Raw genomic sequence first — 20982 nt, 5'->3', positions numbered from 1 at the left:
CGCAGGTCAGACGGTCGGCGTGGTCTTGCGGGTCGCGGTGGTGCGGGCCTTGGCGGAGACCTTGTCCGCCTGCTCGCCCACGGTCTCGACGACCTGCACGCCCGCCTCGAGCACGCTCTTGGCGAAGTCGCGCTGGCTGGCGAGGACCTTCTCCGCCGCGCCGTACGAGCTGTCGAGCAGGCTCTGCGCCTCGGCCGCCGAGGGGCGGAACGACGTGAGCGAGCCGACGGCGTCGGTCCAGGCGTCGAACGCGGAGCTGACGGCCTCCTGGCCGCGCTTGGCGAAGTCGGTGAGCTTCTCGCTGGTGCCGGCCATCCCGGCCTCCCTTCCTCTGCCCCTTCGTGCGGGGCGGGTGTCTCGGAGAGTTCTGGTGGCGCACGCCGATCGGCGTCGCGCTACCTAAACTACGCAGCGGCGTTAAGTATGTCAATCAAAGCTGGTCGTGGGCCGGGTCACGGCACGAACCGGCGCACGTCAGGACTCCAGGAAGCTCCGGTACACCCCGAGCAGCGCGGTCTTCTGCTCCTCGGTCAGCCGCGACTCCGCGCGCACGGCCTCCTCGACCGAGCACGGGCCGGCGGGGGCCTCGTCGGCCGCGGCCTCGGCGCGGCCGTTCGCCGCGGCTGCGCCGGCCCCGGCTCCCCCGCCCCAGCCGGCCTGTTGCAGCAGCTGCTCGGTGTTGAGGTGCAGCGCGTCGGCGATGGAGTGCAGCACCTTGAGCGACGGCTGGTGCAGCCCGCGCTCCACCTGGCTCAGGTAGGCGTTCGAGACCCGGGTCATGGAGGCCATCTCGCGCAGCGAGAGCTTGGCCATCTGGCGCTGGGCGCGGATGAACCCGCCCAGCGCGTTGACCTGATCGGACCAGCCCCCGTCCCGCACCCGGTCCTCGGCCGGACCGGCACCGCCACCCGTCGTCATGCCCCCAGTCTTCCCGATCCGGGGCCGCGGTGTCGCGGCCCCGGTCGACGGGACGTCAGCTCCGCAGCACGTAGGTGCCCGGCGCGTCGCCGAGCGGGGGGTGCGCGTCGGAGCCCAGCGACGGCGGGGCGACCTTGTCGCCGCCGTGCTGCTCGGCCCAGTTCGCCCAGTCCTCCCACCAGCTCGCGCGCTGCTCGGTGGCGTCGTCGCGCCAGTCCTGCGCGGTCTCCGGCAGCTCGGACTGCTCGGTGAACCAGTGCCGCGACTTCGGCGAGGGCGGGTTGACGACCCCGGCGATGTGCCCGGAGTTCGACAGCACGAACCGCACGGTGCCGCCGAGCCGGCGCGCACCCAGGTAGACCGACTCCCACGGCGCGATGTGGTCCCGCTCGGCGGTGATGACGTAGGCGTCCTGGCGGACGTTTTGCAGGTCCAGCCGCTCGCCGGCGAGCTCGAGCTTGCCCTCGGCCAGCTCGTTGCGGATGTAACAGGTGCGCAGGTACTCGGCCTGCATCTCGGCCGGCATCCGGGTCGAGTCGGCGTTCCAGGTGAGCATGTCGAACGGCTCGGGGTCGCGGCCCTGCAGCCAGTTGGCCTCGACGTAGCGCCACAGCAGGTCCGTGGCCCGGAGCAGGTCGAAGGTCATCTTCATGCTCGAGGCGGGCAGGTACCCGTCCTTGCGCATGGTCCGCTCGAGCCGGGCGACGGTGGCCTCGTCGGTGAACACGCCCAGGATGCCCGGGCCGGTGAAGTCCAGGAGGGTGTTCATCAGGGTGAGGCTGTTGACCCTGTCGTCGCCGCGGGCCGCGAGCCACGCCAGCATCGACGCCGCGATCGTCCCGCCGAGGCACAGCCCGGCGACGTTGACCTTGGGCGCACCGGTGATCTCCTGCACGACGTCGAGCGCGGCCAGCGGCCCCTCGAGCAGGTAGTCGCTCACCGTCAGGTCGCGCAGCGTCGAGTCCGGGTCCCGGTAGCTGATCATGAACACGGTGTGTCCGTGCTGCACGGCCCACTCCACGAGGCTGCGCCCCGGGGCGAGATCCATGATGTAGAACTTGTTGATCCACGGTGGGCTCATGAGCAGCGGGATCGCGTGGACCTGCGGGGTCTGCGGGGCGTACTGGATCAGCTCGATCAGCCGGTTGCGGTAGACCACCTTGCCGGGGGTGGAGGCGAGGTGCTCGCCCACCACGAACTCCCCCGGCGTGTTCTGCCGGGGCAGGCCGCGGTTCTGCACGAGGTCGCGCAGGGCGTTGCGGGCGCCGCGGACCAGGCTGCGGCCGCCGGTTTCGAAGGCCTTCTGCACCATGCCCGGGCTGCCGGCCGGCCAGTTCGGCGGCGCGGCGGCCTCGATGAGCTGCGCGACCAGGAAGTCGATCTTGCGCCGGGTCACCGGCTCGAGCTCGAGGCCCCCGGCCAGCTCGCGGAGCCGGGTGGCGAGGAGCGTGTACTCCTGGCGGCACAACCAGTACCAGGCGTTCTCCTCCCAGACCGGGTCCTTGTAGCGCGGGTCGCGCTCGGAGAGCACGGCCGGGCCGGCCGTCGTCGCCCCGACCGCGCGCAGCGCCCCGACGGCACCGGCGCGGGACGCGTCGAGGCCCCAGCCGAGGCCGACCTTGGCGGCGGTGCCGGGGTGGGTGGCGACCGCCTTGGCCGCGCCCGCGAGCGCGGGCACGAAACCGATCGGGTCCAGTCGGGCCGCGACGGTGCGCGGGTCGAGCCTCTCCTTCACCGCGTCCGCGACCGAGCCGACCACCCGGCGCGCACGCTCCTCGGCCCCTGCCCGGTCGGACGGCGCGTCCGTTCCGGGCGCGTCCGCGGCCGGCGGGACTGCTGCGAGTGTCTTCCTGGACGTCATCGGCGGTGGCCTCCCCCTTGAAACGGCTTGTGCCCGCCCCGGGCCGATCGGGCTCTCCGGCGGGCGGTCGCCCCATGGTGGGGGGTACTCCCCGGTAGCGGGGGGCGACAGATCCACGTCACTTCGTAAGCCCCGTCACCTGCGCTTGGCATAGCAAGCACTACTCCCGGGTAGGTCCCCGGTTGCTCGGGATACCCACCACGACTTACCGTCGAGTAGCACACGACGGTCGACATCACCGGCGATGGGAGACGACCTATGACCAGCGCGCTGTCCGGAGACACGGGCGAGAGCACCCTCGAGCGCATCGGCACCGAGGAGCTTGCGGGCACCCCGGTCGGCGGCCCCGCCGCCGACCACCCCTACCGGTTCCTCCTCCGCTACGGCACGGAGACGGCGGCGCGCAGCCTGGCCGAGGCCGGCAAGGCGGCCGGCGCCGCCTGGTGGTCGCTCGCCCGGCGCCCGTGGTCGGCCCCCGCGCGCACGGGCCTGTGGTGGACGACCGTGCTCGACCGGGCCGAGCCGCGTTGGCACCTCCCGCACCGGATCACGCTCGAGACGGACTTCGCGGTACTGCGGGACTTCACCGCGGACGAGGACCGCGCCGACCCCGTCGTCCCCACGCTGGTGCTGCCGCCGCAGGCGGGGCACAGCTCGACGGTCGTCGACTTCGCGCCGGGCCAGAGCCAGCTGACCGCGCTGCGCGAGTCCGGGCTCACCCGGCTGTACTCCCTCGACTGGCGCCCGGCCACGCCCGCGACCAAGCGGGTCACCATCACGGACTACATCGAGGTCATCGACCGCTCCATCCGCCGGATGGGCGGGCGGGCCAACCTGGTGGGCGACTGCCAGGGCGGCTGGCTGGCCACCATCTACGCGACCCTGCACCCGGAGCGCGTGCACACGCTGACGCTGGCGGGCGCCCCGATCGACTTCCACGCGGGCGACTCGGTGATCGCGGCCTCGACGCAGGCCCTCGCCGGGAGGTTCGGCCTCGCGCCGTACCGGGCCCTGGTCGCGGCCAACGGCGGCACGATGGCCGGCGCCGCGGTGCTGGCCAACTTCGTGATGATCCAGCCCCAGGCGGAGATCGGCCGCCAGCTGCGCCTGCTGGCCGACGTGGACAACCCCGCGCACGTGCAGCGCTACCGCGTGTTCGAGGACTGGTTCAAGCACACCCAGGACATCCCGGGGGCGTTCTACCTCTGGCTGGTCGAGAACCTGTTCTGGCGCAACCGGTTGGTGCGCGGCGAGCTCGAGGTCGACGGCCGCCCGGCCCGGCTCGACGCGATCTCCTGCCCGCTGTTCCTGCTCGCGGGTGCCACGGATCACATCACCCCGCCGCCGCAGCTGTTCGCGATCGCCGACCACGTGTCCACGCCGGCGGAGTCGATCACGAAGCGGGTGGCGGCGGGCGGCCACCTGGGCCTGTTCACCGGGCGAAACGCCCTGCACCGGGACTGGCCGGCGCTCATGGCGGAGGTCCGCGCGCTCTCGACGAGCGGCATCTCGGGCGTCGCCTGACGCAGGAGGACGTTCCCGGCATCCGTCACCCGCACGGCGGATGCGCGGAGCCGGGAACGTTTATCCGCACCCGTGCGTTCAACCCTGTAGAACCCCGGCGGAGGGCCTTTCCCACCGGCGAACCGCCCGGGTCGCGTTAGGGGAGGAACGTCCATGACAGTGGCACCGACGGTGGATCCCGCACTGGACCCTGCACACACCGGATCCGCACGCCGGAGCACCGGTAGCGATTCCGCGACGGCGCCCACCCGGCGCCGCGCGCCGGCTCGCGTTCCCGGCCAGCGTACCTCGTCCTCGCGCTCCGGCGCCGTGAAGAAGTCGGCCCGTGGGCGCACCACGGCGGTCCCGGCGTCCCCCGAGGCGCCGGAGGAGGTCACCGAGGAGACGGTGGACGAGGTCCAGGAGACCGTGCGACCGGAGCTGACCGCCGAGGATCTCGACGCGCAGAGCCCGGCCGCGGACCTGGTCCGCGTGTACCTGAACGGGATCGGCAAGACCGCGCTGCTCACCGCGGCGGAGGAGGTCGACCTGGCGAAGCGCATCGAGGCCGGCGTCTTCGCGACGCACGTGCTCGACACCGCGCGCGCCGAGGGCCGCGAGCTCGACGCCGCCTACGCCCGCGACCTGCGGGCCGTGGTGCGGGACGGCGAGCGGGCCCGCAACCACCTGCTCGAGGCGAACCTGCGCCTGGTCGTCTCGCTGGCCAAGCGGTACACGGGCCGCGGCATGCCGCTGCTCGACCTCATCCAGGAGGGCAACCTGGGCCTGATCCGCGCGGTCGAGAAGTTCGACTACGCGAAGGGCTTCAAGTTCTCGACCTACGCCACGTGGTGGATCCGGCAGGCGATCACCCGCGGCATGGCCGACCAGGCCCGCACCATCCGGCTGCCCGTGCACCTGGTGGAGCAGGTCAACAAGCTCGCCCGGATCAAGCGGGACATGCACCAGCGCCTCGGCCGCGAGGCCACCCACGAGGAGCTGGCCGCCGAGTCCGGGCTGCCCGAGGAGAAGATCGCGGACCTGCTCGACCACGCGCGGGACCCGGTAAGCCTCGACATGCCGGTCGGCAGCGACGAGGAGGCCCCGCTCGGGGACTTCATCGAGGACGACCAGGCGGCCGACGCCGAGAACACGGTCATCTCGCACCTGCTGCACGACGACCTGCGCCGGGTGCTCGGCACCCTGGAGGAGCGCGAGCAGGCGGTGATCCGGATGCGCTACGGCCTCGACGACGGCCAGCCGCGCACGCTGGACCAGATCGGCCGCCGCTTCGGGCTCTCCCGCGAGCGGGTGCGCCAGATCGAGCGCGAGGTCATGGCGAAGCTGCGGGTCGGCGAGCGGGCGGACCGCCTGCGCGCCTACGCCAGCTGACCGCTACGGACCGACCGACACACGGCGCACGCGGCCCCGCACCCCGATCGGGTGCGGGGCCGCGTCGCGTCCGTGGCCGGGCCGCACGGGCCCCACGCGGACGGGGCCGACGCCGCCCACCGGGCTCCCCACGAGCGGTGACGCCGCCGGCCGGTGATCATTCTGGGACCGGGCCCGCCCCGAGCCCCGGCGACAGGCGGGCCCGATCGGTGGATCTCGCCCCGCCGCCCGCGCCGGGTGTGTCACACCGCCCTGTCGCGAGGCATGGAGATCCGGCCGGACGCTGCCTAGGCTCGGGGCATGCCGAGTACGACGGAGACTCCCCAGCCGGTGACCCCCGAGGCGATGCGCGACGTCCTGGGGCACTTCGTGTCGGGCGTCGTCGTGATCACCGCGCAGGGACCGGACGGGCCGCTGGGCTTCACCTGCCAGTCGTTCGCCTCGTTGTCGCTGGACCCGCCGCTGATCTCCTTCTCCCCCGCGCGCACGTCCTCCACCTGGCCGCGGATCCGCGAGGTGGGGTCGTTCTGCGTGAACGTGCTCGCCGAGGACCACCAGGAGTACAGCAACGGGTTCGCGCGCTCCGGCACGGACAAGTTCGCCGGCGTCTCCTGGAACTCCGCTCCCTCCGGCTCCCCGGTGCTCGAGGGCGTGAGCGCCTGGATCGACTGCACCCTCTGGAACGAGTACGACGGCGGCGACCACACCGTCGTCCTCGGCCGGGTCTCGGACCTTGGCGCCGATGCCTCCCGGCTGCCCCTGCTGTTCTACCGCGGCGGCTACGGGATCACCCCGCCCGCGGTCAGCGAGTCCGAGGAGACCAGCTGACCGTCCGGCCCCGCACCCCGCCGCCGGGCCGCCGGCGGCTGGGGTAGGCCGAGCCGCGCCGGGAGCTCCACGACCGACCCGAGGACGTCGTGGGCTCCGGCCGCCCGCAGCCGCGCGGGCGTGTGCGCCCCGCTCTGCACCCCCAGCGCCAGCCCGGCGCCCGCCCGCGCCGCGGCGGTCATCCCGGCGGTCGAGTCCGCCACGACCACGCAGTCCGCGGGCTCGGCGTCGGCCGCCTTCGCGGCGGCCAGCACCAGGTCCGGCTCGGGCGACCCGCGCCCGCGGCTGCCCGCCGGCGCGAACAGCAGGTCGGCGGCCAGGCCCGCGCGGGCGACCAGCACGTCCCGCGTCTCGGCACGGACCCCGCCCGCCAGCGCCACCGTGGTGCCGGCCTCGCGCAGTGCGGCGATCGCCGCCCCCGCCCCCGGCACCTCCCGCACCCGGCCCTGCGCCGCCGCGTCCCGCAGGTGGGCCTCGTAGGCGTCGGCCGCGAGCCGCGCCCGCCGCAGGTCGCCGTCGAGCAGGTCGGCGAAGACCCGCAGGACCGGGCGGTCGGTGGTCGCTCGGGCCTGCCGCTGCAGGGCCGGGAACCGCGGGCCGACGACCGGCACGCCGACCGACACGAGGCCGCGCCGGACCGCGTCGAGGACCAGGCCGCCGTCGACGATCGTGGTGCCCACCAGGTCGAGGACCGCCAACCGCATCGGAGCACTCCATCGCGCCCGGGTGAGCGGTGGGCGGACGGCGGGCGGCGCCCGGGTGAACGCCTCACCTCCCGCGGGTGTCCCCGTCCTGGTCGGCGCCGGGGGCGGGCGCGTCCGGGGCGGCGGCACCGGCGGTCCGGGCCGCCATCACCCCCAGGCTGAGCAGCAGCCGGTCGCGCGGCTCGGAGATCCGCCGCCCCGTCACGGCCTCGATCCTGCGCATCCGGTAGATCACGGTGTTGCGGTGGCAGAACAGCGCCTGCGCCGCGTGCGTGGGCGAGCCGCCGTGCGCGAGCAGCGCCTCCAGCGTCTCCAGCAGGACCGCGCGGTCGGCCTCGGGCAGCGCCGGCAGTCCGCCGAGCCCGGCGTCGAGGACCCGCGGCAGCAGTTCGGGGCTGTCGGCGAGCAGCGCTTCGGGCAGCCGGTCGTCGAGCACCGCCAGGCCCGGCCCGGCCAGCGTGCGCAGCGCGGTCCGGGCCATCCGGTAGGCCGCGTCGGCCGCGCCGAGGTCCGCGACGGCCGCGGACAGCCCCACCCGGCCGGCGACCTGCGCCTCCAGGATCCGCGGCACCTCCCCCGCCCGCCGCGCCGACGGCGCGACCAGCCCCACCAGCTCGTCCTCCCGGAGCATCCAGAACGAGGCGATCCGGTGCGCGGCCAGGGTCTCGTGCGGGTCCCGCAGGGGGTCGCAGCCGGCCCGGTCGATCCCGCCGACCACGCACAGGACCGGTCCGCCGGACGGCAGCCCGAGGATCGCCGCGGCGTCGCGCGCGAACCCGGGATCGCGGCCCCGCCCGGCCAGCAGCGCGTCGAGCGTGGCGCGCCGGCGGCCGAGGTCCCGGCCGCGCATCCGGTGCTCCTCGTGGCGGTACGCGTCGACGAGCAGCGCGGAGCTGCCGTCGTTGGTGCGCAGCACGAACCCGGCCGCGTCGAGCAGGCCGGCGTCGTAGGCGCCGTCGAACCGGGTCCGCGAGGCCGTGCGCAGCGCATCCCAGAGGATGCGGCAGCCGAGCCGGTAGGCGTGCAGCACGGCCTCGAGCGGGACGCCCTGCCGCGCCCGCTGCCGCCCGGTCTCCCGCGTGGTGTCGCCGGGGTCGACGCCGTCGGGCACCGCGTCGGCCAGCACCTCGATGCCGCGCAACAGGTTCACCCGGCAGGCCTGGCGCAGCTCGTCGACCAGGTCGAGCTCCAGGTAGCAGCGCTCGTGCCGCAGGACGCTCAGGGCCAGCCGGTCGGCGAGGGCGTCGAGCTCGTCGAACAGGGCGGCGCCCAGCACGCGCAACGCCTCGTCGGCGGCCTCGTCGAGGTCCCGGGCGGTCCGGTGGCGTTCGGTCCCGTGCCGGTGTGCCCCGGGGTCGTCGGCGCGGCGGCCCGGGGCGCGCCGCTCCTCGTCGACGGGACGCACCCGGCCACTGTGCAACAGGTCACAACGGGTCGTCCACCCATTCGGGCGTTCCGCCCAGGATCCGGACACGGATCCTGGGCGCCGCGCCCATGGCCTTCGCTGGTCGCGGCGCCCAATCTGGAGCCCCGTCCGAGTGATCCCCCTCACTTCGGGTAACCGGGTGCCCGTCCCGCCATGCACCCCGCCCGACACCGCCGTCGCAGCCCGGGAGGCCCGCCCGTGACCGCACCGCCCGCCGATCCCGCCCCCGGTCCCGGTTCCCCCGTCGCGGGGAGCGGCGGCGACGACGTCCTCTTCGCCGTCGACGACGTCTCGGTGCGGTTCGGCGGACTGGTCGCCCTGGACCAGGTCTCGCTCGCCGTGCCACCCCGCGGTGTGCACGGCGTGATCGGCCCCAACGGCGCGGGCAAGACCACCCTGTTCAACGTCTGCTGCGGCTTCGTGCGGCCGGACTCCGGCACCCTGCGCTGGCACGGCGCCGCGGTCCGCCGGCTGCGCCCGCACCAGCTGGCCGGCATGGGGATCGCGCGCACGCTGCAGGGCGTCGGGCTCTTCCGCGGGCTCACCGTGGCCGAGAACGTCATGGTCGGGGCCGACCGGCACCGCCGCGCCGGGTTCCTCTCCGGCCTGCTGGCCCTGCGCCGCTCGGACCGCGACGAACGGGCGCTGCGCGAGCGGGCCCTCGCCGCGCTCGGCGAGCTGGGCGCGGCGCACCACGCCGACCAGCTGCCCGGCAGCCTGCCGTACCCCGTCCAGAAGCGGGTCGCGCTGGCCCGGGCGCTGGTCGCCGAGCCCGAGCTGCTGCTGCTCGACGAGCCGGCGAGCGGGCTGGGTGGCGACGAGATGGACGAGCTGGGCGACCTGTTGCGCGGCCTGGCGGACCGGATGGCCGTGGTGCTGGTGGAGCACCACATGGACCTGGTGATGAGCGTCTGCGACCGGATCACGGTGCTGGACTTCGGGAAGGTGGTCGCGGAGGGCCCGCCCGACGACGTCCGCGACGATCCCGCCGTCGTCGCGGCCTACCTCGGCGAGGAGGCCCACCGGTGAGCGCGCCGGCCACCACCGCCGCCCTGCGGGTCACCGGACTGACCGCCGGGTACGGCCCCGTCACCGCGCTCGACGGCGTCGACGTCGCCGCCGAGCCGGGCCACATCACCGCCGTGCTCGGGGCGAACGGCGCGGGCAAGACCACGTTGCTGCGCACGGTCTCCGGCCTGGTCCCCGCCCGGTCCGGGAGCGTGCACGCCGGCGACGTCGACCTCACCGGGGCGGCGCCGGAGAAGATCGCCCGCGCCGGGATCGCGCACGTCCCCGAGGGCCGCGGCGTGATCACCGAGCTCACCGTGGAGGAGAACCTGCGGCTCGGCGCGCTGCTGGGCAAGGCCCGCGGGCGCGCCGACACCGCGATCGACGACGTCTACACGATGTTCCCGCCGCTGGCCGAGCGCCGCCGCCGGGACGCCCACACCCTCTCCGGCGGCGAACGCCAGATGCTGGTGATCGGCCGCGCCCTGGCCTGCGGCCCCGACGTCCTGCTGCTCGACGAGCCCTCGCTGGGCCTCGCCCCGCGGGTCGTCTCCCAGATCTTCGAACTGCTCCGCGAGCGGGTCGAGGGGTCCCGGCTCGCGGTGCTGCTCGTCGAGCAGAACGCCCGCAGCGCCCTGTCGGTGGCCGACGTCGGGGTGGTGCTGAACCTCGGCCGGGTGGTGGCGAGCGCCCCGGCCGCCGAGCTCGCCGCCGACGACGCCCTCCGGCACGCCTACCTGGGCTTCTGACCACGCCGCCGACCCGCACGACGGGAGGAGACCCGTGCTGCAGTTCGTGAACACCCTGCTCACCGGCCTGGGCCAGGGCGCGGTGTACGCCGCGTTCGCGCTGGCCCTGGTGCTGATCTGGCGGGCGACCCGGGTGGTGAACTTCGCCCAGGGCGCGATGGCCGCCTTCACCACCTACCTCGCGCTGCTGGTCGTCGAGTCGACCGGGAGCTGGTGGGTCGGGCTGCTCGTGGCCCTCGCCTGCGGCCTGGTACTGGGCGCCGGCGTCGAGCGCGTGGTGGTGCGCCGGGTCGGGCCGCACAACGAGCTGGGCGCGGTGATCGTGACCCTCGGCCTGTTCGTGGCGCTGCAGGCGCTCGCGTCGATCCTCTTCGGCGCCCAGTTCCGGTCCTTCCCCGCCCCGGCCGGGCTCGAGGGCTTCTCGGTCGGCGGCGTGACGGTCGCGCTCACCCCGAGCATGCTGATCACGATCGGCGCGGTCGCCGTGGTGCTGCTGGGCCTGGTCGCGCTGTTCCGCTTCACCGACGTCGGCCTGCGGATGCGCGCCTCGGCGTTCGACGGCGAGGTCGCCCGGCTGCTCGGCGTGCCGGTCGGGCGGATGCTCACCCTCGGCTGGGCGCTGGCCGCGCTGGTCGGCTCGCTGGCGGGCGTGCTGATCGCGAGCGGCAGCCTGGTGTGGCCGGCGTACATGGACACCGTGATCGTCAACGGGTTCGTGGCCGCCGTGCTGGGCGGGCTCGACTCCCCCGGCGGCGCCGTCGTCGGCGGGCTGGCGATGGGCGTGATCCTCGCGCTGGTCACGGGCTACGTGGGCGCCGACCTCGTGCCGCTGGCCGCGCTGGCCGTGCTGGTGGCGGTGCTGCTGGTCCGGCCGCAGGGCCTGTTCGCCCGCACCGCGGCGCGGAGGGTCTGATGGCCACCCCGGTGCGGCCGACGGAGAAGGCCGGCTCGGCACCGCGGTCGGGCCGCGAGCCGGGCCGCTGGGCGGGGCTCGCCGCCCGCCTGCGGCCCCGGGCCACCTTCGCCCGGCACGCCCTGCTCGCCCTCGTCGCACTGGTCGTCGTCGTGCTCCTGCTGGAGCTCACCGGCCCGTTCCGCAACTCCCAGTTCGCGACCATGTCGTACTACGCGATCGCCGCCGCGGGACTGACCGTCCTGACCGGGCTCAACGGACAGATCTCGCTCGGGCACGGCGCTCTGATGGCCGTCGGGGCCTACACGGCCGGCCTGCTGCTGCCGGCCGGGATCCCGCTGCTGGTGGTGCTGGTGATCGCCGCGGGCGTCACGGCGGTGGTCGGCGTGATCGTCGGGGCGGCCGCGTCCCGGCTCAAGGGCCCCTACCTGGCCGGCGCCACCCTGGCGTTCGCGGTGGCGGTGCCCGGCCTGGCGATCCACTTCGACGAGGCGCTCGGCGGCGAGCAGGGCCTGGCGGTCCCGTCGCCGCGCGCCCCGGAGTGGTTCGCCGACGCCGTCTACTTCCTGTCCGCCAACGAGACCAGCAGCGCCAAGTACCTCGCCTACGTGGGCTGGACCGTCGCGATCGTGGCGTTCCTGCTCCTGGCCAACCTGGCCGCGAGCCGGATCGGCCGGATCTGGCGCGCGGTGCGCGACGACGAGGTCGCGGCCGAGCTGGCCGGCATCCGGCTCAGCCCGGTGCGGGTGCTGGCGTTCACGGTGAGCGCCGCGTGCGCGGGGCTCGCGGGCGGCGTGCTCGGCGTCGTGGTCCGCCTCGCCGCGCCGACCGGCTTCACCATCGTGCTGTCGATCTCGCTCCTCACGGCGGTGGTCCTCGGCGGGCTCGGCAGCCTGTTCGGCGCCGTGCTGGGCAGCGCGCTGCTGGTGTTCCTGCCGCCCGCGGTGACCAACCTCGGCGCCTCGGCCGGGCTCAGCGACGTGCAGTCCGCGCAGCTGGCGCCCTTCGTCTACGGCGCGGTGCTCATCCTCGTCATCCTGCTCGCGCCCGGCGGCGTGGTGGGGACCGTGCGCGCCCGGTGGCACGCACGCACGACCGCTCCGGCCGAGGCGCCGGAGGAGAGGACAGGGAGGTCCTGATGCGCAGGTCAAGGCGGGTGCGGGCGCTGGTGGCCCTCGCCCTCGGCGCCGTCCTGGCGCTCGCGGGGTGCGGGGCGGGCGGGCGGCCCGACTCCGGCTCGGGCGGCGGCGGACAGAGCGAGGGCTCGACCGTCGGCATCACCGCCGACTCGATCAAGGTGGGCTCGCACTTCCCGCTCACCGGGGTCGCCGCGCCGGGCTACAGCGAGATCCCGACCGGCACCAAGGCCTACTTCGACTGGGTCAACGCGCACGGCGGCGTCAACGGCCGGAAGATCGACTACGTCTTCCGCGACGACGCCTACAACCCCACCCAGACCAGCCAGGTCGTCAACGAGCTGGTGCTGCAGGACCAGGTCTTCGCGATCCTCGGCGGCCTCGGCACCCCGACCCACGGCGCCGTGGTGGACTTCCTCAACACCGAGGGCGTGCCCGACCTCTTCGTCTCCTCCGGCTCGCTGCTGTGGGACCAGCCGCAGAAGCACCCCATGACCTTCGGCTGGCAGCCGGACTACGAGGTCGAGGCCAAGATCCTCGCCGACCACGTCGCCAAGACCTTCCCGCAGGCGCGGGTCGGCCTCTTCCTGCAGAACGACGACGTCGGCACGGACGCCGAGCGGGGCATCCGCCGGTACCTCGACAAGCAGATCGTGGCGGTGGAGCGCTACACCCCGGGCAACACCGACATCGGGCCGCAGATGTCGGCGCTGCAGGCCGCGAACGCCGACCTCGTGATCGGGTTCAACGTGCCCTCCTACACCGCGCTGACCCAGCTGCAGGGCCAGAAGCTGAACTACAAGCCGCAGTGGGTGTACAGCAACATCGGCGCCGACCCCGTGCTCGTCGGATCGCTGCTGGGCCGGTTCTCGCAGGGCCAGGTCACCGACAACGCGCTGCTCAACGGGATCATCACGGACGAGTACCTGCCGCGGGCGGACAACCCTGCGGACCCGTGGACCGCGCAGTTCGACGCGATCTGGAAGGCGCACGGCGACGGCGGCGCCCTGTCGAACTTCCGGATCTTCGGCATGTCGCAGGGCTACGCGTTCGTCCAGGCGATGCTCGCTGCCGGGCCGAACCCGACCCGCCAGGGGCTGGTCGAGGCGATCGAGAAGGGCGGCACGCAGTTCCAGGGCCCGTGGGCCGCGCCCTACCGGTTCACCGCGGACAAGCACAGCGGGATGTCCGGGGTGAAGGTCGTGCAGGTCACCGGCCAGACCACGAAGGCACTCACGCCGGTGCGCACGACGAGCAACGGCGACGCCCCGATCCAGGACGAGACCGCCGGGGAGACGCCCGTCCCGCCGAACGGGATCCCGACGAACCCGGGGGCCTGACGGCACCTGTCGTGACCGCGGGAGCGTGAGGGGCCGGCCGGGGGACGCGCACCCCGGCCGGCCCGTCACGGGTTCGGCCAGCTGTTCTGGGTGCAGCCGTGCAGGCCGAGGGTCTGCTGCTGCATGACGGGCGCGGGCAGCCCCGGCCCGGGGCAGGTGACGTGCCCGTGGCCCAGGGCGTGCCCCACCTCGTGGTTGACCAGGTACTGCCGGTAGCCCGTCGGGTTGTCGGCGTACTCCGCGGTCGCCTCCACCCAGCGCCGGAAGTTGAGCACGACCAGGTCCTGGTTGCGGCAGGACACCTCGCCCGCCGTGTCCAGCGGGGCGCAGAGCCGGTTCGTGGTGCCCGGGGTGGCGAGCACCAGGTGGATGGCCGCCTCGCCGTCCGTGCGCGCGAAGGAGAGGGTGCCGCCGGCACCCCAGCCGCGCGGGTCGTTCAGGGTGGTCATCACGAAGCCCGCGAACTCCCCGGGCTCGACGGGGAGCCCGGCCTCGACCGCGACGCTCAGGGTGCGGACCGGGGCCGGTCCCGGCGCAGGCGTCGAGCCCGGCACCACGACGAGGTTCCCGCTCCCGTCGGTGGGCACCTCCCGCGCCGTCAGGCCGGCCTGGACGTCGTCCGTGGGGAGGGCCGAGGTCGTCGGGGTGGGGCTCGGTGTGGTCGGCAGGGGGGTGCTCTGGGCGGCCAGCGCGGCCGAGGGGGTCACCGTGGGGGGTGGCGCCGCCGCGGAGGTCGTCGCGGTGCGCTCGGCCGGATCCGCGGCCAGCTGGTTCACGCCCGGCTGGGCGCAGGCCAGCAGCAGGCAGAAGGGGAGGCACAGGAGCGCCGCCACCCGTCCGCTCCGCGGGCGGAGGGTCGGGGCGGGCGCCGCTCCAGGTGATGGCACGGCGGGGAGCCTGCCATCACCGGGCCGTCGGCGCGCGCACACCACCGCGTGTCACATGATCGTGACCGGCGGGCGGGGCGCGTCAGGCGGCGCGCCGGACCTCGTCGTGCTCGGCCATGATCCGCAGCGCGGCGTCCGGGTAGTCGGCGACCAGCCGCTCTACCAGGTCCTCGCGACCCTCCTCGACGGCGGAGTTGACCGCCGACACGTACTCGTCGTGCAGCAGCCGCAGCCGCGCACGCACGCGCTCACTCATCTCGCTCCTCGTGTTCTTGAACGTTCCAGCAGTGTCAACGGCGGCGGGCCCGGACGTGTTTCGGATTCCGGCCCAGCTCACATCGTCAGTTCTGGGGAACTCCGACGGCGGCTCCCGACCAGCCGATGGCCGGCGCGACGTGCCGCACGATCGTCTCGAGGATGTGGGCGTTGTACTCCACGCCCAGCTGGTTCGGGACGGTGAAGAGCACCGTGTCGGCCTCGCGGACCGCCTCGTCGGCGGCGAGCTCGGCGGCGAGCCGGTCGGGCTCGCCGACGTAGGTCCGCCCGAACCGGGCGCGGACGCCCTCGAGCAGGCCCACCTGGTCGCCCTCGCCGTGGGTCCCGAAGAACCGGCGGTCGAGGTCGGTGGTCACCGGCAGCACGCTGCGGGACACGGAGACCCGCGGCGTGCGCCCGTGGTCGTGCCCATGGTCGTGCTCGGCCCAGGCGGCGCGGTAGGCGCGGATCTGCTCGGCCTGCAGCCGGTCGAACGGCTCGCCCGTGTCCTCGGACAGCAGGGTCGAGCTCTGCAGGTTCATGCCCCGGCCGGCGGCCCACACGGCGGTCCCCCGCGTGCCGGAGCCCCACCAGATGCGCTCGCGCAGGCCCGGCGCCTGCGGCTGGACCGCCAGCCCGGCCCGCACCCCGGATCGCTGCGGGTCCGTGGTCGCCACCGCGGCGCCGTCGATCGCGGCGAGGAACAGCTCGGTCTTCGCGCGGGCGAGGTCGGCGGCGGTCTGCCCGTCGCCCGGCCGGTACCCGAAGGACTCGGCGCCGTTCAGCGCGATCTCGGGCGACCCCCGGCTCACGCCGAGCTGCAGCCGCCCGCCGCTGATCAGGTCCGTGGCCGCGGCCTCCTCCGCCATGTACAGCGGGTTCTCGTACCGCATGTCGATCACGCCGGTGCCGATCTCGATCCGGTCCGTCCGCGCGGCGATCGCGGACAGCAGCGGGAACGGCGAGGCCAGCTGCCGCTCGAAGTGGTGGACGCGCACGTACGCGCCGTCGACGCCGAGGTTCTCGGCCGCCTGGGCGAGCTCGATCGACTGGAGCAGGGCGTCGGCGGCCGACCGGGTCCGCGACCCGGGTGCGTCCTGCCAGTGCCCGAAGGACAGGAACCCGATCTTCGTCGTCATGCCCCGCGCAACGCTCGTTGCGCATTCAACCTTCCCGCGTCAGCTGGTGAGGTTGAGCTCGAACGAGTAGCGGCTGGCGCGGTAGAGGTGCGAGCCGTACTCGACGGCCTTGCCCGCGGCGTCCCAGGCGGTGCGGGTCATGGTGAGCAGCGGCGCGCCGCGGGCCTCGTCGAGGATCCGCGCCTCCCCCGCGCTCGCCACCCGCGCGCCGACGACCTGGTTGGCCATGCGCGGGACGTGCCCGGCGGCGCGCAGCAGGTCGTACAGCCCGTTGCGCTCCAGGTCCTCCCGGCGCAGCCGGATCACGTCGACGGGTACGGCGTTGTGCATGAGCGCCAACGGCTCGTCGCCGGCGAAGCGCAGCCGCTCGATCCAGGTGACCTCGGCGCCGAACGGGATCCCGAGGGCCTCGGCGATCTGGTCCGGGGCGGGCCGCACCTCGAACTCCCGGATCTCCGTGCGCGGCGCCTGCCCGCTCTTGAGCAGGTCGTCGTACAGGCTCGACAGCTCGACGGGGCGGCGGACCTTGGGGTGCACGACCTGGGTGCCCACGCCGCGCTTGCGCACGAGCATCCCGCGTTCGACCAGGTAGGAGATGGCGCGGCGCATCGTCGGCCGGGAGACCCCGAGCCGGTCGGCGAGCTCGACCTCGTTCTCCAGCCGGGAGCCGACGGGGATGTCACCCTCCTCGATCTGCTGCTGCAGCCTCGTCGCGACCTGGTAGTAGAGCGGCACGGGACTCGTCCGGTCGAGGGTGACGTCCGGGACCAACGCTCCGCTCGCCTGTCGGTCCACTCCGTCACCGCTCCTTCCATGTCCTGACAAAATATGTCAGGACAAACCATTGACGTACAGCGCTGACGAGCGTACACCTATCCCCGGTGTTCGGAGTCACAACGAATTCGATCACCCACCCGGCAACGGCTGCCGGGTGCCACCCGGCGGAGGGACACGTGGCGATGCGGCTCGTGAGACTCGGTGCGTGAGGCCGTGCTGTCGGACCTCGTGCGCACCCGCGCGCACCGGCCCGACGCCGTGGCCGAGGCCGCCGCCGCCCGTCGTCGCCCCACCTCGCCCTTCGGCGAGCACGGCCGGCTCATGATGGTCGCCGCGGACCACCCCGCCCGGGGTGCGCTCGGCGCGGGCGACCGCCCGATGGCGATGGCCGACCGCGCCGACCTGCTCGACCGGCTGGCGCTCGCCCTGTCCCGCCCCGGCGTCAACGGCGTGCTCGGCACGCCGGACGTCCTCGAGGACCTGCTCCTGCTGGGCGCCCTCGACGACAAGGTCGTCGTCGGCTCGATGAACCGCGGGGGCCTGGCCGGCACCGCCTTCGAGCTGGACGACCGCTTCACCGCCTACGACCCCGCGAGCATCGCCGCCGCCGGGTTCGAGGGCGGCAAGATGCTCCTGCGGATCGACGCCGACGACGCGGCCAGCGTCGCCACGCTCGAGTCCTGCGGGCGTGCGGTGTCCGGCCTCGCCGGGCACCGCCTGATGGCCATGGTCGAACCGTTCCTGTCCCGCCGTATCGACGGCCGGGTCCGCAACGAACTCACCGTGGAAGCGATGACCCGGGCGATGACCGTCGCCGCAGGTCTGGGCACCACGTCGGCCTACACCTGGCTGAAGGTGCCGATCGTCGGGGACGGCGGGGAGGACATGGCGCGGGCGATGGCCGCGACCACCCTCCCGGCGGTGATCCTCGGCGGGGAGGTGGCCACCGACCAGGAGGCCACCTTCGCGACATGGAGCAAGGCGCTCGCCCTGCCCACCGTGCAGGGGCTGGTCGTCGGCCGGTCCCTGTTGTACCCACCGGATGACGACGTCTCGGGGGCCGTCGACGCCGCGGTCCGGTTGCTGTAGAAGCACCGCACCACACCACTCACCGTTGAGAGTTCGGGAAGGACAAGGATGTTCCGATCAGGCAAGCGGGTCGTCGCCCTCGTGGCGGCCCTCGCGGGAGCGGCGCTCGTCGCGGCCGGTTGCAGCAGCCAGGGCGGTGCGCAGCAGAGCAACACGAACGCCACGGCGCAGCGCTACACGATCGCGATGATCACGCACGAGCAGCCGGGCGACTCGTTCTGGGACAAGATCCGGGCGGGCGCCGAGCAGGCGGCCAACGAGCTCAACGTCGACCTGAAGTACTCGAACAACAACGACGCCGGCCAGCAGGCCACGCTGGTCCAGAACGCCATCGACTCCAAGGTCAACGGCATCGCCGTGACCCTCGCGTTCGCCGACCAGGTCGGGCCGGCGGCCCAGAAGGCCGTGCAGGCGGGGATCCCGACCGTGGCGTTCAACTCGGGCATCAACGAGTACCAGAAGTACGACATCCCGATGTACTTCGGTTCCGACGAGGACCTGGCCGGTCAGTCCGCCGGCCAGCGGCTCGCCCAGGCCGGCGGCGGCAAGGCCCTCTGCGTGGTCCAGGAGCAGGGTTCGGTGGCGCTCGAGGCGCGCTGCGCGGGCGTGAAGAAGAGCTTCCCGAGCACGGAGAACCTGCAGGTCAACGGCGCCGACCTGCCGTCGGTCCAGCAGACCATCGGGGCGAAGCTGCAGCAGGACCCGTCGATCACCGACGTCGTCACGCTGGGCGCGCCGTACGCGCTCGCCGCGCTGCAGGCCAAGACGGACGCGGGCAGCCAGGCCAAGGTCGTGACCTTCGACCTGAACGCGGACGTGGCCAAGGCCATCCAGAGCGGCCAGATCCTGTTCTCGGTCGACCAGCAGCCCTACGTGCAGGGTTACATGGCCGTGCAGTCGCTGTGGCTCAACCTGACCAACGGCAACGACCTCGGCGGCGGCAAGCCCGTGCTCACCGGCCCGTCCTTCGTCGACAACACCAACATCAGCAAGATCGCCGACTACGCGGCGAAGAACACCCGCTGACCCGATCCGCCCGTGGGGGCCGCCACCCGGCGGCCCCCGCGGGCGGGACCCGATCCAGGAGCGTCCAGCGATGAGCTCACCAGTCGCGACCCCGCCGTCGCCCCCGTCCACGCCCTCGACCGGCGCCGAGCCCGTGCGCGTGCAGCGTTCCCTCGGCGCGCGCATCCTCTCCCGGCCCGAGGTCGGTTCCCTCGCCGCGGCGATCGCGATCTTCGTGTTCTTCTTCGCGATCGCCCCGCCCTTCCGGACCGCCGAGGCCTTCTCGACGATCCTCTACTCCGCCTCGACCATCGGCATCGTCGCGCTCGGCGTGGCGCTGCTGATGATCGGCGGCGAGTTCGACCTGTCGTCCGGCGTCCAAGTCACCACGGCCGCGCTGGCCTCGTCGATGATCAGCTACCAGTTCTCGCTCAACGCCTGGGTGGGCGCGCTCGCCTCGCTGGTCATCGCGCTGGCCATCGGCTTCCTCAACGGCTGGCTGCTGATCAAGACCAAGCTGCCCAGCTTCCTGATCACGCTGTCCACGTTCTTCATGCTGCAGGGCATCAACCTCGGCGTCACCAAGCTGCTCACCGGCGCCGTGGCCACCCAGAACATCTCCGACCTCGACGGGTTCGACTCGGCCAAGGCGATCTTCGCCGCCGACGTCAACCTCGGCTTCGTCAACGTCAAGGTCTCGGTGTTCTGGTGGATCCTGTTCACCCTGGTCGCCACCTGGATCCTGCTGCGCACCAGGACCGGCAACTGGATCTTCGCCGTCGGCGGCAACCAGGACTCGGCCCGCGCGGTCGGTGTCCCGGTCGCCAAGGTCAAGATCGGCCTGTTCATGGGCGTCGCGTTCTGCGCCTGGTTCCTCGGCCAGCACCTGCTGTTCAACTTCTCCACCGTGCAGGCCGGCCTCGGCGTGGGCAACGAGCTGATCTACATCGTGGCCGCGGTCGTCGGCGGCGCGCTGCTCACCGGCGGCTACGGCTCGGCCATCGGCGCCGCGATCGGCGCGTTCATCTTCGGCATGACCACGCAGGGCATCGTCTACGCCGGTTGGGACCCCAACTGGTTCAAGACCTTCCTGGGCGTCATGCTCCTGCTCGCGGTCCTGCTCAACCTGTACGTCAAGAACTCCGCCTCGCGGCGCAAGTGAGGATGTGACTCGGATGACCGACACGATCATCGAACACGCCGACCACAGCCTCGAGGTCGGCACCCCCCTGGTCGAGATGGAGGGCGTCGGCAAGACCTACGGCGCCATCCGGGCCCTCGAAGGGGTCAACCTGACCGTCAACGCCGGCGAGGTCACCTGCGTCCTGGGCGACAACGGCGCCGGCAAGTCCACCCTCATCAAGATCATCTCCGGGTTGCACCCGCACACCGAGGGCACGGTCAAGGTCGACGGCGCCGAGGTGCACTTCGGCAGCCCCCGCGAGTCCCTCGACCACGGCATCGCCACCGTCTACCAGGACCTCGCCGTGGTCGGGCTGATGGAGGTGTGGCGCAACTTCTTCCTCGGCTCCGAGCTGCGCAAGGGCAAGTTCCCGGGCGCCCCGCTCGACATCGCCGCCATGCGCGAGATCGCCGACTCCGAGCTGAAGAAGATGGGCATCTTCGTCAAGGACATCAACCAGCCCATCGGCACGCTGTCCGGCGGCCAGCGCCAGTGTGTCGCGATCGCCCGCGCGGTCTACTTCGGCGCCCGGGTGCTGATCCTCGACGAGCCCACCGCCGCGCTGGGGGTCAAGCAGTCCGGCGTGGTGCTCAAGTACACCGCCGCCGCCCGGGACGCCGGCCTGGGCGTCGTGTTCATCACCCACAACCCGCACCACGCCTACATGGTCGGCGACCACTTCATCATCCTGAAGCTCGGCCGCCGGGTGCTGGACAAGAAGCGCTCCGAGGTCTCCCTCGAGGAGCTGACCGCCGAGATGGCCGGCGGCCAGGAGCTCGCCGAGCTCGCCCACGAGCTCAAGCGCTGACCCGCGCACCTGCGGCCGGTCCCCGCCCGGGGCCGGCCGCAGCCGTGTGCGCCCCTCCCCC

21 protein-coding genes are annotated in these 20982 nt (G+C 73.5%); 12 read left to right on the top strand and 9 right to left on the bottom strand.

Features of this window, described 5'->3' with window-relative positions:
- Positions 1 to 6 precede the first annotated feature (6 nt).
- The 3 genes from PKE99_RS28515 to PKE99_RS28505 form a co-directional block, all read right to left on the bottom strand.
- Positions 7 to 315: a hypothetical protein gene (locus PKE99_RS28515; RefSeq protein ID WP_037050508.1), complete on the bottom strand. Its 309-nt coding sequence runs from the start codon at positions 313 to 315 to the stop codon at positions 7 to 9.
- A 159-nt stretch (positions 316 to 474) separates the two neighbouring features.
- Positions 475 to 918, bottom strand: coding sequence for a helix-turn-helix domain-containing protein (locus PKE99_RS28510; RefSeq protein WP_037050506.1), 444 nt, complete (start codon positions 916 to 918; stop codon positions 475 to 477).
- Positions 919 to 973: 55 nt separating this feature from the next.
- A complete protein-coding gene (locus PKE99_RS28505; protein ID WP_081924552.1) occupies positions 974 to 2779 on the bottom strand; it encodes a PHA/PHB synthase family protein in 1806 nt (601 codons plus the stop codon).
- Between the two features lie 258 nt (positions 2780 to 3037).
- Here PKE99_RS28505 and PKE99_RS28500 point away from each other — a divergent pair, with 258 nt between their 5' ends.
- From PKE99_RS28500 to PKE99_RS28490, 3 genes are all read left to right on the top strand, one after another.
- A complete protein-coding gene (locus PKE99_RS28500) occupies positions 3038 to 4303 on the top strand; it encodes an alpha/beta fold hydrolase (protein WP_051737969.1) in 1266 nt (421 codons plus the stop codon).
- Positions 4304 to 4612: 309 nt separating this feature from the next.
- A complete protein-coding gene (locus PKE99_RS28495) occupies positions 4613 to 5674 on the top strand; it encodes a sigma-70 family RNA polymerase sigma factor (protein WP_037050500.1) in 1062 nt (353 codons plus the stop codon).
- Between the two features lie 300 nt (positions 5675 to 5974).
- Complete coding sequence (locus PKE99_RS28490) at positions 5975 to 6502, top strand: flavin reductase family protein (RefSeq protein ID WP_051737968.1); 528 nt, start codon at positions 5975 to 5977, stop codon at positions 6500 to 6502.
- Here the strand turns inward: PKE99_RS28490 and PKE99_RS28485 are convergent.
- Both PKE99_RS28485 and PKE99_RS28480 read right to left on the bottom strand, forming a co-directional pair.
- Positions 6454 to 7206 carry an HAD family hydrolase gene (locus PKE99_RS28485; RefSeq protein ID WP_271214934.1) on the bottom strand — a complete coding sequence of 251 codons (753 nt, stop codon included), beginning with the start codon at positions 7204 to 7206 and terminating at the stop codon, positions 6454 to 6456. The two genes, PKE99_RS28490 and PKE99_RS28485, sit on opposite strands and share 49 nt — an antisense overlap.
- 64 nt (positions 7207 to 7270) lie before the next feature.
- Entirely contained in the window at positions 7271 to 8611 is a 1341-nt protein-coding gene (locus PKE99_RS28480; protein ID WP_081924551.1) for a PucR family transcriptional regulator, read from the bottom strand.
- 219 nt (positions 8612 to 8830) lie between these two features.
- On the opposite strand from PKE99_RS28480, the gene PKE99_RS28475 reads away from it, so the two are divergent.
- Genes PKE99_RS28475 through PKE99_RS28455 form a run of 5 tightly spaced genes read left to right on the top strand, consistent with a single transcriptional unit; the run spans position 8831 to position 13778 of the window.
- Positions 8831 to 9661: an ABC transporter ATP-binding protein gene (locus PKE99_RS28475; protein WP_037050498.1), complete on the top strand. Its 831-nt coding sequence runs from the start codon at positions 8831 to 8833 to the stop codon at positions 9659 to 9661.
- Positions 9658 to 10389, top strand: a complete 732-nt coding sequence (locus PKE99_RS28470) for an ABC transporter ATP-binding protein (RefSeq protein ID WP_037050496.1) — start codon at positions 9658 to 9660, stop codon at positions 10387 to 10389. The genes PKE99_RS28475 and PKE99_RS28470 overlap by 4 nt, the downstream gene beginning before the upstream one ends.
- A 34-nt stretch (positions 10390 to 10423) precedes the next feature.
- The gene (locus PKE99_RS28465; protein WP_037050493.1) at positions 10424 to 11302 is read left to right on the top strand and encodes a branched-chain amino acid ABC transporter permease; all 879 of its coding nucleotides are present in this window, start codon (positions 10424 to 10426) and stop codon (positions 11300 to 11302) included.
- Positions 11302 to 12441: a branched-chain amino acid ABC transporter permease gene (locus PKE99_RS28460; protein ID WP_081924549.1), complete on the top strand. Its 1140-nt coding sequence runs from the start codon at positions 11302 to 11304 to the stop codon at positions 12439 to 12441. The genes PKE99_RS28465 and PKE99_RS28460 overlap by 1 nt, the downstream gene beginning before the upstream one ends.
- Positions 12441 to 13778 (top strand): ABC transporter substrate-binding protein, encoded by a 1338-nt coding sequence (locus tag PKE99_RS28455; protein ID WP_037050491.1) that lies wholly within the window; start codon positions 12441 to 12443, stop codon positions 13776 to 13778. Before PKE99_RS28460 ends, PKE99_RS28455 begins: the two co-directional genes overlap by 1 nt.
- Positions 13779 to 13843: 65 nt before the next feature.
- Here PKE99_RS28455 and PKE99_RS28450 read toward each other — a convergent pair whose 3' ends face one another.
- From PKE99_RS28450 to PKE99_RS28435, 4 genes are all read right to left on the bottom strand, one after another.
- Positions 13844 to 14611: a DUF3152 domain-containing protein gene (locus tag PKE99_RS28450; protein WP_037050487.1), complete on the bottom strand. Its 768-nt coding sequence runs from the start codon at positions 14609 to 14611 to the stop codon at positions 13844 to 13846.
- Between the two features lie 136 nt (positions 14612 to 14747).
- Positions 14748 to 14921, bottom strand: coding sequence for a hypothetical protein (locus tag PKE99_RS28445; RefSeq protein WP_156067928.1), 174 nt, complete (start codon positions 14919 to 14921; stop codon positions 14748 to 14750).
- Between the two features lie 85 nt (positions 14922 to 15006).
- The gene (locus PKE99_RS28440; protein ID WP_037050485.1) at positions 15007 to 16059 is read right to left on the bottom strand and encodes an LLM class flavin-dependent oxidoreductase; all 1053 of its coding nucleotides are present in this window, start codon (positions 16057 to 16059) and stop codon (positions 15007 to 15009) included.
- 39 nt (positions 16060 to 16098) lie between these two features.
- Positions 16099 to 16854 (bottom strand): GntR family transcriptional regulator, encoded by a 756-nt coding sequence (locus tag PKE99_RS28435; protein WP_269323042.1) that lies wholly within the window; start codon positions 16852 to 16854, stop codon positions 16099 to 16101.
- A gap of 183 nt (positions 16855 to 17037) precedes the next feature.
- On the opposite strand from PKE99_RS28435, the gene PKE99_RS28430 reads away from it, so the two are divergent.
- The 4 genes from PKE99_RS28430 (at position 17038) to PKE99_RS28415 (ending at position 20921) form a co-directional block, all read left to right on the top strand.
- Entirely contained in the window at positions 17038 to 17925 is an 888-nt protein-coding gene (locus PKE99_RS28430) for a Cgl0159 family (beta/alpha)8-fold protein (protein ID WP_037050482.1), read from the top strand.
- Positions 17926 to 17973: 48 nt separating this feature from the next.
- Complete coding sequence (locus tag PKE99_RS28425) at positions 17974 to 18951, top strand: substrate-binding domain-containing protein (protein WP_037050481.1); 978 nt, start codon at positions 17974 to 17976, stop codon at positions 18949 to 18951.
- A 70-nt stretch (positions 18952 to 19021) separates the two neighbouring features.
- Complete coding sequence (locus PKE99_RS28420) at positions 19022 to 20092, top strand: ABC transporter permease (RefSeq protein ID WP_037050479.1); 1071 nt, start codon at positions 19022 to 19024, stop codon at positions 20090 to 20092.
- A 13-nt stretch (positions 20093 to 20105) separates the two neighbouring features.
- The gene (locus PKE99_RS28415) at positions 20106 to 20921 is read left to right on the top strand and encodes an ATP-binding cassette domain-containing protein (protein WP_037050476.1); all 816 of its coding nucleotides are present in this window, start codon (positions 20106 to 20108) and stop codon (positions 20919 to 20921) included.
- The last annotated feature ends 61 nt before the right edge of the window (positions 20922 to 20982 follow it).

Source organism: Pseudonocardia halophobica, assembly GCF_027922425.1.
Classification (GTDB): Bacteria; Actinomycetota; Actinomycetes; order Mycobacteriales; family Pseudonocardiaceae; genus Pseudonocardia; species Pseudonocardia halophobica.
The sequence above is the reverse complement of the archived record's forward strand: the minus strand, read 5'-3'. Positions and strand labels throughout refer to the sequence as shown.